Below are 14720 nucleotides of genomic sequence, written 5' to 3' on the forward strand. Positions count from 1 at the left end.
GAGAATAATCCGCCGATAACGGCGATCTCCTTTGACAGCGGAGGCGTTGAGTGACCCCTGTCCTCCGCTTCGCGTGGCGATGCCACTCAAAGAGGAGATAAGGCAATGTTCAACATGACGCGCCGCACCGTTCTGAGCTCGGCCGCAGCGGCCGCTGCTTTCGGCCTGTCGGCGAGACTGGAATTCATCCCATCACTGGCCAGCGCCGCAACGCCGCTGGAGCCGACCGTGGGCTTTTATCGCTACAAGGTCGGAGACGTCGAAGTCACCGCCATCTATGACGGCATATGGCGCAAGCCGCATGACCCCGCCTTCATCAAGAATGCCTCTGTGGAGGATACCAAGCAGGCGCTCGCCACCGCCGGCCAGACCACGGATTTCATGCCCATCCCGCTCACCGTCGTCGTTCTGAAGATCGCCGATCGGCTGATCATGATGGATGCCGGCTCCGGCGTCGGCCAATGGCAGGTGAATGCCACACACCTGCCGGCCAACATGGCCGCGGCCGGCATCGACTACAAGAATATCGACACGGTCATCATCTCGCACTTCCATCCCGACCACGTCTGGGGCCTGATGGAAAAAGGCACCAATGCGCCGGTTTTCGCGCATGCCGAACTCGTCACCAGTGCCGACGAGTATAATTGGTGGACCGCCCCGGGCCGCGTCGACAAGCTGGCCGCCGGCCGCAAGGATGCCGGTCGCCGCATCGCGGACGTGTTTCCGACATGGAAGAACTGGAAACTGGTCAGAGATGGCGCCGAAGTTGCCCCGGGCGTCCACCTCGTCGCGGCACCCGGCCACACGCCCGGCCATTCCACCTTCCTTGTCGCCTCCGGCAAGGAACAACTTCTGGTCTCCGCCGACATCATGTATGTGCCGGCGCTGCTCGCTCCGCATCCGGAATGGGAAGGCAGCTACGATCAGGACGGACCGGCGGCCGTCGTGACGAGGCGCAAGCTGATCGACCGCGTCATTGCCGATAATATCAGGATCTGCGGTTCGCATTTCCCCTTCCCGGGCTCCGGCACCTTCGTCAAGGACGGCAATTCCTATGGTTTCACCCCGACAAGCCAGGCCTGAAAACTCAAGGAGAGATATCATGTTCAAATACGCCATCATCGGCGCTGCCAGCCTTTGCGCCGCGCTCATCATTCCTGCCGCCACTGCACTGCCGGCCTTTGCTGTCGACAATATGGAAAGCACGGATGCGCCGGACCTGACCTCCGTCCACGCCAAAATCGACGCGAAGGACTATGCCGGGGCATTGGCGGAGCTTCGCGATCTGGCCGAGGATCATCAGCAGGCGGATGTCTACAACCTGCTCGGCTTTACGCTCAGAAAGACCGGCGATTTCAAGACGTCGCTGACCTACTACACCAAGGCCCTGGAGCTGCAGCCCGATCACAAGGGCGCCCGCGAATATCTCGGCGAGCTCTATGTCGAGACCGGCAACTTGGACAAGGCGAAGGAACAGCTCGCGACACTCAAGCGGCTTTGCCCGAGCGGCTGCGAAGAGCTCGAGGACCTGCAAAAGGCCATCGACACCAAGACCACCAACTGATCTCAAACCAAACACGCGCCTGCGAAGCCGAACGACGCCTCGCAGGCCATCAGCTCGCACGGGAGATGACAGATGGACTATTCGGAAAATACAAATGTCGTCCATCCAATGGACATCACGCTTCTGGCCGGTCGGTTGCTGCTGGCGTGGATATTCCTGCATGAAGGAACGTCACTAGCGTTGAATTTCAACGCCGCAGTGATCGCTATGGCGAAGCTCGGTGTTTTTGAGCCGCTGGTAGTTGCCGTGATCGTGTTGCAGCTCGCCGCAGGCCTGTCGATCACACTCGGTTTGCTGACCCGCCTCGGCGCTTTGTCGCTCGGGCTGTTTTGCTTGTCGACCGCGTTGATGTTCCACGCGGATTTCGCAAACCACAACGAAATGCTGCATTTCGAAAAGGACTTGGCGATTGCGGGCGGCATGTTCGTTCTGGTGACGACAGGTGCCGGCGCGCTGTCGATCGATCGCTTTCTCGAACGCCGCATCATGGCGCGGAACGACAAGCTGCGCCAGCCGTTGCGCCGCGTGATCGGCATGGGAATTCTCTAAGCAGCTCGATATCAATCCACGTGAAATCTCTGTCGAAAACAGCCTCATTCGCGGTTGCTTTCGACATTCCTTTAGATTTTTTAAGCTTAAAACTTTTTCCTTGAAAAGCCCCGCATTTTGGATAACGATCCCCAAAACAAAGGGTGATCCGAACGCCGCTACCCGTGACACTGCGGCCTTTCCGACACCAGTTTTCCAGGGGAAGTTTCTTGTCTCTTCTGCCACCGAACAACCTGTCCGAGATGACACACGACCGAAACGCCTTCGAAGGCATCCGTGCCCAGATCCGCGATCTGCGCACCGACAATATCGCCGTACTGGCCAAGCGCGCCCGCGAGCTTGGCGGCGTCATTCCGCTGTGGTTCGGCGAAGGTGACGTGGTGACGCCGGCCTTCATTCGCGACGCCGCCAAGAAGGCGCTCGATGATGGCCAGACCTTCTATGTCCCGAATATGCGCGGCCTCCCCGCGCTGAACGAGGCGCTGTCCAACTATCAGACGCACTGGCATGGCCGCCCCATCCCGATCGAACGCACCACCGTTGCGCCCGGTGGCATGCAGGCACTCTATATCGCGTTGGAGCTGCTGGTCGATGTCGGCACCAATGTCGTCTATGTCGCGCCGCAATGGCCGAACATCCACAATGCTATCCACCTGATCGGCGGTGAGCCGCGCGCCGTTTCTCTCGATTTCGACACCGACTGGCGTCTCGACCTCGACAAGCTCTTCGCCCGTTGCGACGCCCGCACCCGCGCCATCTTCCTGTCGACGCCAGCCAATCCGACCGGCTGGACGGCAACACGCGAGGAGATGCAGGCATTGCTGGATTTCAGCCGCCGCACCGGCATCTGGATCATCTCCGACGAAGTCTATGCCCGCCTCTATTTCGACGGCGATATCGCGCCGTCGATCCTGCAGGTCGCCGGGGACGACGATCGGGTGATCGCCATCAACAGTTTCTCGAAGGCCTGGGCGATGACCGGCTGGCGCGTCGGCTGGCTGACGCATCCTTCAGGCGTGGCCGATCAGCTTGGCGCCATGACCCAATATGTCAACAGCGGCACATCGGCGATGATCCAGGCAGGCGCTGCCGCCGCCATCCGCGAGGGCGAGCCGCTGGTCGCCGAAATCCGCGCCAGGATCAAGGCCGGCCTCGATCTCGCCTATGAAAAGCTGCCGCAGATCCCCGGCGTCATCCTGCCGGAAAAGCCGCGCGGCGGCATGTATGCCTTCTTCGCGCTGAAGGGTGAAGCCGATGCCACGGCGGTTTGCGAGCGCATTCTCGAAACCGCGCGTGTCGGCCTGGCGCCCGGCTATCATTTCGGTGAAGCGTCGCGCCCATTCCTGCGCATGTGCACCTTCCGTGACACCGAACAGATGCGGATCGCGCTCGACCGCATGGTCGACGCCATGGCTTGAAGGCCCACCGCGTAGGTGGGATCCGGCAATACCCGCGGACAGAACGCGTCCACGGTCATAACCAGAGGGAGAACAATGAAATGAATTTGACCCGCCGCAATCTACTGGTCCTTGCGACCGTCGTCGGCATGGCCGGCGGCAGCCACTTGGCCTATGCCGCCGATGTGCTGAATGTCGGCTCCTATCCGAACAACCCGCCCTTCGAATACAAGACCGCGAGCGGCACCTTCGAAGGCTTCGAGGTCGATATCGTCAACGAAGCGGCCAAGCGGGCCGGCATGACGACGAACATCGCCGACTACGGCTTTCAGGCCCTGTTCGCCGCCACCAGCTCCAAGCGCATCGACGTGGCCATCTCCTCGATCACCATCACGCCCGAACGCCTGAAATCGCAATCCTTCGCGCAGCCCTATTACGATTCCGACATGGGCATCGCCACCAAGGACAGCAGCCCGATCAAGGTCCTTGCCGATCTCAAGGACAAGACCGTCGGCGTCCTCTCCGGCTCAACCGGCGAGAAGTGGGCCAACGACAACAAGGCCACCCAGGGCTTCGCCGACGTCAAGGGCTACAATGCCCAACAGGATGTGTTCCTCGATCTCGGTGCCGGCCGCATCGATGCGATCATCAGCGACGTTCCCGGCATGGAGTATCTCTTCGTCAAGACCAAGGGCTTCGCCATCAAGGACCGCATCAAGACCGGCGAACAATACGGCCTGATGATGACCAAGGATTCGCCGCTGGTCGGCAAGATCAACGACGCCATCACCGCCATGAAGAAAGACGGCACGCTGGAAAAGATCCATGAGAAGTGGTTCGGCAGCAAGGCTCCCGCCGGCTCCTCCACCGTCACCGAAATGCCTATACCCAAGGCGTGATCAAAAGATCATATTCTACGCGAGCAGTTACGCCGGCCCACCTCGGCCGGCGTAATTTTGGATAGACCTTCACTTTGTTTCGCCTGATGGGAGTGCCAATGTCGTTCGTCGATACCTTCTTCAATTCCGACGTCATGATTTCGGCTTTCCCGCAATTGCTGCGCGGTCTCTGGATGACCATTGCGCTTGGCGTGGTCAGCATTATCATCGGTGTGTCGGCCGGTCTCGTCGTCAGCCTGATCCGCCTCTATGCGCCCAAGCCGATCCGCCTGCTGATGGTCGGCTTTATCGACATCATGCGCGCCATGCCGATGCTGGTGGTGCTGATCCTGATATACTATGCCCTGCCCTTTGTCGGCATCAGCTTTTCCGCCTGGTGGTCGGCGATCCTGGGCTTCTCGATCGTGCTTGCCGCCTATTCGGCCGAAGTCTTCCGCTCCGGCATCGAAAGCGTGCCGCGCGGTCAGTTCGAGGCCGCCGCCGCGCTCGGCATCCCCTTCCTGATCACGCTCTACAAAGTGGTCCTGCCGCAGGCGATCCGCATCGTCATTCCGCCGACCACCAGCAACTGCGTCTCGATGTTCAAGGATACGTCACTCGCCTCGACCGTAGCTTTGCCGGAGCTTTTGAAAGAGGGGCAGAATGCGCAAGGCTTTTATGCCAACCCCTCGCCACTGATCATGGCAGCGCTGATCTACGTCATCCTGCTCTGGCCGATGGTGCGCCTGGTGAGCGTGCTCGAAAAAAGATTCAAGAGCGAGCAGGCACGATAGATCTAGCCATCAATCGAAAGCGGCACCCGAAAGATGATTGTTGACCGACGATTTGACCTCGCCGATATCTTTCCAGAGTTCGGCGATAATGGTGGGGTCGACATCGGCCATCAACTCGCGCAGCCAACCCTCATGGGCAGCCGCCATGGCGGCGAAAATCTCATCACCCTTCTTCGTCAGCTTCGCGACCGTCACGCGCCGGTCACCGTCAGGCGTCTCGCGAAGCACCAGGCCGTCCGTTTCCAGCCGCTCCACCAGTCCCGTGACATTGCCGTTGGTGACCATCGTGCGCTTGGAAAGCTCGCCGAGCCGCAGACCGTCATGCTCGCGATAGAGCTGCGCCATCAGGTCGAACTGCGGCAGCGTTGCACCGAACTCGTTGCGCAGGCGCCGGCGGATTTCCTGCGATATCAGCTTGGTGGTCGACAGCATCCGCAGCCAGAGCCGCAGCTCCTGCTTCTTGCCCTCCTGGGCCCCCCGGACGATGATTTCCAGATCGACGGTTGCGCTCTCGGATTCTGCCATGGTTTCAGCTCAGATCGCCAGTTTGCTATTTCATATAGGAACGGTCTACGGAGCAATATTTCAAATGTCAAAGGTTTACGCATCAAGCCCGGAGACGGTCACTTCGTCAGCATTTTCCCCAGCATGAAGCCGGAGCCGGCGCCCGTCCCCGCGCCCGGCCAGGTAGACGCCCCGCACATGTAAAGCGAAGCGACCGGCGTCCTGTAGCGCGAATAGCCGGCAACCGGGCGAAACAGGAAATTCTGGTCGAGATGATGACTGCCGGAAAGATTGTCGCCGCCGATCAGGTTCGGGTTCTCCCGCTCGAGATCGACAGGCGAAAACACCGATCGTGCCAATATCTTGCGGCGCAGGCTGGGCGCATAGCGCTCGACGATATCAAGCACGCGCTCGGCATAGGCCTCCTTCACCTCGTCCCAACTCCGCCCGCCGATTTCACCCGCCGCATCGCCGCTGAATTCCGCCGGCAGAACGCGCACCTGTATCCAGAGCACATGCTGCCCATCCGGCGCACGTGACGGATCGACCGCAGTGGGTTGGCCGACCACCAATGCCGGCTCGGCCGGCAGGAGCCCACCCATCGCTTCGGCATAGACGCGCGACATCATCTCAAGATCCGGCGCGATATGGACATAGGCGAAGGACTTGAGCGCCTCGCCCGCCGTCCAGTCCGGCAGACCGGAGAGCGCCAGATGGATCATCATCGTGCCGGGACCGGCACGGAACTTGGCGATCTTACGGTCGAACTCCTGACGCGACGCCTGCTGATCGAGCAGTTTTCCGAACAGGATCTGCGGATGGACATTGGCGATGACGGCGCGCTTGGCCTCGTAACGCCGCCCATCGGCGAGGACCACGCCGGTCGCCTTGCCGCCGGCGGTGATGATCTTGTCGACCCGCGTGCCAAGCATTAGCTCACCACCCTTGGCCTTGAGCACGCCCACCATCGCCTTGACGATCGTATCGGCGCCACCCTTACCGATCACCATGCCGAACGCCTGGTCGGCCATGGATTCCAGATAGGGAAACAACGCGCCGCCGGCGACATCGGGAGCGAAATCGAGATGCAGCCCCCAGGCCGCCATCATCGTCTTCAGCTTGACGCTCTCAAACCGCGCATCGAGGAAATCGCGCGGCGAGGCAAGCAGCATTCGCGCGGTATCGTAAAGCCAGCCCGTCCCCTTCTCTCGCCAGGCCTTCCAGACCACCTTGGCGGTCGCCGCCGACGGCATCGGCGCACCAAGCAAGCCGAAAATATGCGGCGCGTCCGAACCGAATTCCGACAGCATGGCCCGCCACGCGGCAGCATCCTTTGGCGAGATATCGGCGATCGCGCCCGTGGTCTTTTCCAGATCGGTGCTGACGCCGAGATGGGTGCCGTCGCGAAAGACGCTGGCAAAACAATCCGCCGCCGGCGCAAAGCCGATGCCCTCGGCGATCAACTCGTTCTTGTACTGCGCGAAGAAGGCCGAGCCGGCGAACATCGAGAGGTTCATGGCGCAGAGGTCATGGCGGAATCCCGGCAGCGTCACTTCGCGAGTTTTGACCGCCCCGCCAGGCTCGGCATTGCCTTCGATGACGCCGACTTTCCAGCCTTTGGCCGCCAGATGCACCGCCGCCGCCAAGCCATTGTGACCGGCTCCCACAATGATCGCATCATAGCTCATCGATTGACCCTCTTTTGTCATGATTATTATCATCACATGCATACATTTTAAGCTTTAGGCTTCAAGTACCCGGAATGCAAAATCGCGGCGACCGATTACAACCGAATGTCACTCACTCCAGAAAATGTCGCGAGAATAGCGTTTATTTTCCAGCATTTGGACCGGTTGCAAAGCCTCGAAGATCCGTCCGATTTTTGCCTTCGCGACCCGGCGCAATGCTTGCATTATCATATATTGTAACATAGGCTCGCCCTCATTCTGCCGCTGCTGCACGGTCTCGCGATTTGAGGAAACGCGCTCCGCGCCTGGCGGTAAAGGCTTTCAAACCTGGTCCTAAGATGAAGGTCCGCGAAGCGGCCCCTCATGTAGGATCATGCCAAATCAAGGGGAACGCAACATGACCGTCAATACGCTTGCCAGCCTCGCCTCGGCCCTCGTCTCAGGCGCCATCAAGGTCGTCGATCTGACGGCGCCGCTCGGCCCGGAAACGCCGGTGCTCTACCTGCCGCCACAGTTCGGCAAGAACACGCCGTCGGTCAAGGTACACACGATTTCGGAATATAACCAGGATGGCCCCTTCTGGGCCTGGAACTGGCTGGAACTTGGCGAGCACACCGGCACGCATTTCGACGCGCCCTGTCATTGGATCACAGGCAAGGACAATCCGAACAACACGACCGACACCATCCCGCCGCAGAACTTCGTTGCCCCGGTCAACGTTATCGACCGCTCGAAGGAAGCAGCCGCCAATGCGGACTATCTGCTGACCGTCGACAGCATCAAGGAATGGGAAGCCGAGCACGGTACCATCGAAGCCGGCTCCTGGGTCTTGCTGCGCACCGACTGGTACAAGCGCAACGGCTCGACTGAAACCTTCCTCAACGCCGACGAAAACGGTCCGCATTCGCCAGGTCCGACCGCCGAAGCCATCGATTATTTGCTGAGCAAGGGCATCATCGGCTGGGGTTCGGAGACGATCGGCACGGACGCCGGTTCCGCCGGTGGCATGACCCCACCCTTCCCAGCGCACAATCTCATGCACAAGGCGAACCGCTATGGTCTTGCCAGCCTGTCCAACCTCGACCAACTCCCGGCCAAGGGCGCCGTGCTGATCGCGGCACCGCTGAAATTCGTCAAGGGCACGGGATCTCCGGTGCGCGCACTGGCGCTGATTGCATGATGGGCCAGGGGGTCGGGGCGTGGCGGCGCTTCGACCTCTTCCTCGACATTCGTCTTTGCCAGGGGGCGGCATGAGCGACCATGATTACATTATCGTCGGCAGCGGCATCAACGCACTGGTTGCGGCCGCCATGCTCGGCAAGAAGGGCCGCAAGGTTCTCGTCCTCGAGCGCAACGATCGCATCGGCGGCTGCCTGCGCAGCGAGGAGATCACCGAGGCGGGCTTCATCCATGATGTCATGGCGACGACGCTGGTGCTGTTTCTGACCTCGCCCGCCTATGGCGCCATCGGCAAGGATCTGGAGGCACGCGGTCTCGAATTCTGCCATGCGGACCTGCCGACCGGCGTGCTGAGGCCGGACGGTTCGCACGTCTTCCTCTCCAAGGACCGGCAGCGCAACATCGCGACCTTCGATGCGCTATCGCCCGGCGATGGCCAGACCTTTGCGCGCGAAATGGACGCGCTTGCCGCCGACGCTCCTTTCCTGTTTTCGCTGCTCGGCGGCGCGCTGTGGTCGCGCCCGACCTTGAAGATGATAGCCAAGCAGGGCTGGAGCCGCGGCCTGCGCAATCTCGCCGCCTGGTTCGGCGAGGCCCTAACACCGGCGCGCGGCTATCTCGAAACCACCTATCGATCCGAAGACATCCATGCGCTCTGGGCGCCCTGGGTGCTGCATTGCGGCCTCGGGCCGGAAAGCGCCTATTCGGCCGAGATGCTGAAGGTCATCGGCTTTGCCATCGAGCTTGCCGGCGCACCCGTCGTCAAAGGCGGCGCCGGAACACTGCTGACCGCCTTCGAACGGCTGATCACCGACAATGGCGGCGAAATCCGCACCGGCGCCGATGTCGAAAGCGTCATCGCCGGTCCGAGCGGCCGCGCCGACGGCGTCAAGCTTGCGAGCGGCGAAACGCTGGAAGCCAACGCCGGCGTCATCTGCTCGGTAACGCCGAACCAGCTCTATGAACGGCTGATGAAGGACTGGCCCACGCCACTTCCCGCCGAGATCAAGACCGGCGTTGCCGGCTATCGCTATGGCAAGGGCAACATGCAGATCCATTACGCCCTGTCCGAACCGCCGCGCTGGAAAGCCAATGCGGAGCTTGGCAAGGTGGCGCTGCTGCATCTGACCCCCGGCCTCGACGGCGTGTCGCGCGCCGCCAATGAATGCGAACGCGGGCTGCTGCCGGCCGAGCCGAGCGTCTGCGTCGGCCAGCCTGTCTCCTTCGATCCCAGCCGCGCGCCGGAGGGAAAATCGATCCTGTGGCTCCAGCTTCCCGAAGCGCCGCGTCACATCAAGGGCGATGCCGCCGGAGAGATCACAACGCCTGCTGATGGCCGCTGGACGGAAGAGGTGCGCGAGCGCTATGCCGACCGCGTCGAAGCGCTGCTCGCCAGCCATATCGAGAATTTCGACGGTATCAAGCTTGCGCGGCGCGCCTATTCACCGGCCGATCTCGAAGCCATGAACATCAATCTCGTCGGTGGCGACCCCTATGGCGGCTACAGCGGCATAGACCAGCTTTTCCTCTGGCGCCCCTTCAAGTCCTCTGTTAACCACCGCACCCATGTAGCAGGCCTATACCACATCGGCGCTTCGACGCATCCAGGAGCAGGCCTCGGCGGCGGCTCGGGCTTCCTGCTCGCGTCATCACTGAAATAGCAAGTCCCACGAGGAGACATCGTTCATGGAGGAACGGTTTTCAGGCGCCGTTTTGCGGCGCAGTCACAATGGCTCGGAGAAGAAGCGTCCGACCATGGGCGAAATCGGGCTCAACCATTTCGCTCCCTATCTGATGAACCGGCTGATGGCCCGCTGGAACATCAACATGTCGGAGGAACTGCGCGAATACGACATGACGACCGCGAAGATGCGCGCGCTCGCCGTCCTCAGCGTCTCCTCGTCGGTCACCATCAACGAGCTCGCCGTCTTTGCCGTCACCGAGCAATCGACGATGAGCCGGACGCTGGACTCGCTCGAGCAACAAGGCTTCATCCGCCGCCAGCCCCGTGCCGAAGACATGCGCATCCGCGACGTCTCCATCACCGAAGACGGCCGCGCCGCCTTCGAAAAGGTCTGGCCGACCATGTACGACCTGTTCCTGCAGATGTTCGACGGCGTGGAAGAAGCCGAATACCGCGCCTTCATCGCGACGCTGCACAAGGTGCTGCATAATATCAGGAAGCATGAGATTTGAGATGAGATCGGGGTGGCGCCTATGGCCGCCTTGTCCTTCGAGGCACCTTTCCGCTGCGCTTCAGGAAGAGGCGGAGCGAATTTCGCGATTGACGCAAACGGTTAGCCCTCATGGTGAGGTGCCGAGGGCCGAAGGACCGGAGCCTCGAACCACGAGGGCGGGTGGCTGAAACACACCCTTCACAGCGTCGCCACCGTCTTCAGGGCCCCATCCAGCGCAACCCCGTTCTCATCCAGCAGCGCCGCCTGCCGCAGCCGTTTCATCCAGGCCGCACCATCCTCCCGATCCCGCAAGATCGGCAGCGCCGACATGACACGGTCGAATTTCGACAGACCGCGCGCATGCGTGTCGGAATAGCCTTTGACCAGGCGACGGTTGTTGAGGACTTCGACAGCGAGATCGTAGTTCGTGCCGAGCAGATTGGCGGCTGTGACAAGCCAGGCCTCTCGATGTTCGACTTCGCGCATGTGCCGCAGCGTGCCGCGGCGGGTGCGGCGCAGCGCCGAGACGATATAGAGGCCGAGGAACCAGAAGAGCGTGCCGGTCTGCACACGGCGGCCCTTGTTGACCACGCGATCGAGACGATCGAAGAGCTTCGGCCGGTTTTCGATCCAGAGGCCCAGGCCCTTCGGCAGCGTACCGCAGACCTCCTCCATGCGCGGGTGCATATATTCGGTCATATAGACGATCTGGTCATCCTTGGCGCCGACCTCCTTGCGCACACGATCGAAGCGAGACGCGCGCACCTTCAGATCGGCGACGCGGATGACATCGTCATAGGCCATGGCAACGGCAACATATTTCGCCGCCTGCACGGTGAAGGCAAAGTCCTTGGCAATACCACCGACCTTGCGATCCAGCGCGTAGAGCGCCGCCACCCGGGTCAGATACTCGTCGGCATAGGCCGGGTCCTGATAATCGGTGAGCTTCTTGACGCCGGCGAACAGCAGCGGCCGCGCTTCTTCCGGGAATTCGGCTCGGATGCGATGGACAAGGCGGTCGAGCGCCGGGTGGCCAGCCGTCTCCGGCAGCACTTCGAAATGTTTCGGCGGCGTTGCGGAAACCGCATCGCGCGGCCTATCCTTGGTGCGGTCGAAGGCGGCGTTGAAGGCTTTCAGGCTGGGCTCGATGCCCTTGCCGCCGGCACGGATCATCGCCTCGAAAGCCTGCCTGCCGAACGGCAATGCCCCGGAAGCGGCCAGCGCGCCGAACATCGAGGCGGAAATCACGCTGCCATTCTTGATCGCCAGCGTCTCCATGTCGAAGGCAATGGTGCGCTTGGCGGCAAAATCCGTGGCTTCAACCACGACTTCGGGGTTGCCAATGCCATCGCCCGGCTTTTCCTTTTCGCCGACGGCGAAGGAGCGGTGCGTCGAAGCGATCAGCACGGTCTTGTCCGGCGTGACCAACCCGCGCAGCACCGAACGACCGGCTTCCATTAGCTCCGCCGCCAAGACGACATCGACATCGCCCGGCGTCGGCATCAGCGAGAAGATCGGCGCATGGCCGTCGCGAGCCGGCAGCATCTCGATATAGTAGATCGTCGCACCGGTGCGCTGCGCCACGCCAGGAACGGAGGTGGTCTGCGCCATCCATCCCTCAGCTTCGGCAAGCCCGACGATCCAGTCGGCCAGGACGCCGCCACCCTGCCCGCCCATGGCGAGGACGGCAAGCGACAGCGGCTTGTCGGTCGACAGGCGGCTGGTGCCGATATTACCCATGCTCACATGCTCGTTCATATCATCACCTCAATCCGCAAACACGATGCGGCCGGCCCGGCGGCGGGCCTGCAGCCAGCCGATGACGGATGCACGCATGCGGGCAAGGAAACGGTCCCAGCCGGTCGGATTATGAATGATATCGGCACGGTAGAAGGAGGGACAGAGGACAGCCGCCTCCGACACTTCGCCGCAATTGCCGCAGCCAACGCAGTTGTTATCGATCGCCGCCACCGGATCGTCCTTCAAGGGATCGTCGGTCTGCTTGACCGACAGCGACGGACAGCCGGAAAGCCGGATGCAGGCGTGATCGCCGGTGCAGACGTCCTCATCGACGCCGAACCGCTCCTTGACCATGCGCTTGCCGTCCTTGACCGCCTTGGCGAATAGCGGCTTCACGCGGCGCTGCTTGTTCAGCATGCATTCGGAGGAAGCGACGATAATCTTTGGTCCCGGTTCCTTCGAGGTCAGCGCTTCGCGCAGCGTGTCGCGCATCTTGGCGACATCATAGGTGCGATCGATCTGGCGGACCCAGGTGGCGCCGATGCCCTTGACGGCATTGACGATGGAATTGTTGGTCTTGCGGCGTGGGTTGAGCGCCCGCGAAGACGGAATATCCTGGCCGCCGGTCGCGGCCGAATAAAAATTGTCGACGACGAGGATAACGCCGTCCTGCTTGTTGAAGACGGCATTGCCGACCGAGGTCGCCAGACCATTGTGCCAGAAACCGCCATCGCCCATCACCGAAATCGCGCGCTTGTCGGCGGCAACATTGAAAGCCGAGGCCGCAGCCGGGCCGAGACCGTAGCCCATGGTCGTGCTGCCCAGATTGAACGGCGGCAGGATCGAGAACAGGTGACAGCCAATATCGCCGGAGATGTGGTGCTGACCAAGTTCGCCTTCGACCAGCTTCATCGCCGCAAAGATCGGCCGCTCGGGACAGCCGATGCAGAAGCCCGGCGGGCGCGGCGGCACGACTTCGGCGAGCGCCTTGATCTTCGGGTCGTTCAGGATCGGTGTCGGGTCCGGCAGCGGTGGCTGGTTGCCGAGCAGCACACGCTGATGCGTCTCCAGGAAATTCTTGATGCCCTTCATCAGGACAGGCGCGGTATATTCCCCGCCCATCGGCAGGACATCCTTGCCGGAAATCTTGGTCTGGATATCGCGGCGGCGCAGGATGGTGTTGAGGGATTGCTCAATATATTCAGGCGCGCCCTCCTCGACCAGCAGCACCGCTTTCTTGTTGGCGCAGAATTCGGCCATCTGATCGTCGATCAGCGGATAGGCAACATTGAGGACGTAAAGCGGTACGGCGGAATTGCCGTAGACATCGGCAAGGCCGAGCTGCTGCAGCGCGCGCATGACACCATTATACGCACCACCAAGCAGGATGATGCCGACCTCGCCTTCGGACGGACCGAAATACTCGTTGAGCTGGCGCTTCTTGATGAACTCGACGGCCGCCGGCCAGCGCTTTTCCAGCTTCTCCTTCTCATGCAGGAAGGAAGCAGGCGGCAGCACGATACGGTTGACGTCGCGGATCGGATTTTCCAGTGCCTGCTTCAGCGTATAGGTCGGCCGCTTGTTGTCCTTGGCTTCGAACTGGCCGTGGACATGACAGCTGCGGATGCCGACCTGCAGCATGACCGGCGTGTTGGAGGCCTCCGACAGTTCGAACCCCTCTTCGACCGCCTGCACGATCGACGGCAGGTTCGGGCGCGGATTGAGCAGCCACATCTGCGACTTCATCGCATAGGCATGGCTGCGTTCCTGCATGATCGAGGAACCCTCGCCATAGTCTTCGCCGATGATGATCAGAGCTCCGCCGGTTACGCCGCCGGAGGAGAGGTTGGAGAGCGCGTCGGAGGCGACATTCGTGCCCGCCGTCGATTTCCAGGTGACGGCGCCGCGCACCGGATACATGACCGAGGCGGAGAGCATGGCAGCGGCGGCCGCTTCAGACGCCGAGGTCTCGAAATGAACCCCCAGATCCTCCATCACGTCCTTAGCGTCAGCCAGCACATCCATGAGGTGGGAAATCGGCGATCCCTGATAGCCGCCGACATAGGAAACACCCGATTGCAACAATGCCTTGGTGATCGCAAGGATGCCTTCGCCGCGGAAGATATCACCTTCCCCAAGCTTCAGATCCTCGACCTCGCGCGCAAACGACCGTTCGGCCATCGAAGTTACCCCTTTGCCCTATTGGGCTTATTTTAAATCATTTGCAAAATCATATTTTGAACTTTGTCC

The 14720-nt window shown here is 61.4% G+C and carries 13 protein-coding genes; 9 read left to right on the forward strand and 4 right to left on the reverse strand.

What is annotated here, in order from left to right:
- Positions 1-105 precede the first annotated feature (105 nt).
- From AB6803_RS09810 to AB6803_RS09835, 6 genes are all read left to right on the forward strand, one after another.
- Positions 106-1083: an MBL fold metallo-hydrolase gene (locus tag AB6803_RS09810; RefSeq protein WP_371108698.1), complete on the forward strand. Its 978-nt coding sequence runs from the start codon at positions 106-108 to the stop codon at positions 1081-1083.
- 19 nt (positions 1084-1102) lie between these two features.
- Positions 1103-1564 carry a tetratricopeptide repeat protein gene (locus AB6803_RS09815; protein ID WP_371108699.1) on the forward strand — a complete coding sequence of 154 codons (462 nt, stop codon included), beginning with the start codon at positions 1103-1105 and terminating at the stop codon, positions 1562-1564.
- 72 nt (positions 1565-1636) lie between these two features.
- Positions 1637-2113 carry a DoxX family protein gene (locus AB6803_RS09820; protein WP_371108700.1) on the forward strand — a complete coding sequence of 159 codons (477 nt, stop codon included), beginning with the start codon at positions 1637-1639 and terminating at the stop codon, positions 2111-2113.
- Between the two features lie 209 nt (positions 2114-2322).
- A complete protein-coding gene (locus AB6803_RS09825; protein ID WP_371108701.1) occupies positions 2323-3531 on the forward strand; it encodes a pyridoxal phosphate-dependent aminotransferase in 1209 nt (402 codons plus the stop codon).
- A gap of 80 nt (positions 3532-3611) precedes the next feature.
- On the forward strand, positions 3612-4409 hold the full coding sequence (locus AB6803_RS09830) for an ABC transporter substrate-binding protein (protein ID WP_371108702.1): 798 nt from the start codon (positions 3612-3614) through the stop codon (positions 4407-4409).
- A 98-nt stretch (positions 4410-4507) separates the two neighbouring features.
- A complete protein-coding gene (locus AB6803_RS09835; RefSeq protein WP_371108703.1) occupies positions 4508-5182 on the forward strand; it encodes an amino acid ABC transporter permease in 675 nt (224 codons plus the stop codon).
- Between the two features lie 9 nt (positions 5183-5191).
- Here AB6803_RS09835 and AB6803_RS09840 read toward each other — a convergent pair whose 3' ends face one another.
- Entirely contained in the window at positions 5192-5707 is a 516-nt protein-coding gene (locus tag AB6803_RS09840) for a MarR family winged helix-turn-helix transcriptional regulator (protein ID WP_371108704.1), read from the reverse strand.
- Between the two features lie 98 nt (positions 5708-5805).
- Positions 5806-7395 carry a phytoene desaturase family protein gene (locus AB6803_RS09845; RefSeq protein ID WP_371108705.1) on the reverse strand — a complete coding sequence of 530 codons (1590 nt, stop codon included), beginning with the start codon at positions 7393-7395 and terminating at the stop codon, positions 5806-5808.
- 376 nt (positions 7396-7771) lie between these two features.
- On the opposite strand from AB6803_RS09845, the gene AB6803_RS09850 reads away from it, so the two are divergent.
- The 3 genes from AB6803_RS09850 to AB6803_RS09860 all read left to right on the forward strand — a co-directional run bounded on the left by AB6803_RS09850 (position 7772) and on the right by AB6803_RS09860 (position 10749).
- On the forward strand, positions 7772-8554 hold the full coding sequence (locus tag AB6803_RS09850; RefSeq protein ID WP_371108706.1) for a cyclase family protein: 783 nt from the start codon (positions 7772-7774) through the stop codon (positions 8552-8554).
- A 70-nt stretch (positions 8555-8624) separates the two neighbouring features.
- Complete coding sequence (locus AB6803_RS09855; protein ID WP_371108707.1) at positions 8625-10214, forward strand: phytoene desaturase family protein; 1590 nt, start codon at positions 8625-8627, stop codon at positions 10212-10214.
- A 25-nt stretch (positions 10215-10239) separates the two neighbouring features.
- Positions 10240-10749, forward strand: coding sequence for a MarR family winged helix-turn-helix transcriptional regulator (locus tag AB6803_RS09860; protein ID WP_371108708.1), 510 nt, complete (start codon positions 10240-10242; stop codon positions 10747-10749).
- A gap of 179 nt (positions 10750-10928) precedes the next feature.
- On the opposite strand, the gene AB6803_RS09865 is transcribed toward AB6803_RS09860, so the two are convergent.
- Together AB6803_RS09865 and AB6803_RS09870 are read right to left on the reverse strand one after the other, a co-directional pair.
- Positions 10929-12488: an indolepyruvate oxidoreductase subunit beta family protein gene (locus tag AB6803_RS09865; protein WP_371108709.1), complete on the reverse strand. Its 1560-nt coding sequence runs from the start codon at positions 12486-12488 to the stop codon at positions 10929-10931.
- 9 nt (positions 12489-12497) lie between these two features.
- Positions 12498-14651: a thiamine pyrophosphate-dependent enzyme gene (locus AB6803_RS09870; protein WP_371108710.1), complete on the reverse strand. Its 2154-nt coding sequence runs from the start codon at positions 14649-14651 to the stop codon at positions 12498-12500.
- Positions 14652-14720 lie beyond the last annotated feature (69 nt).

It is taken from the genome of Rhizobium sp. RCC_161_2 (assembly GCF_041355235.1).
Lineage (GTDB): Bacteria > Pseudomonadota > Alphaproteobacteria > Rhizobiales > Rhizobiaceae > Rhizobium.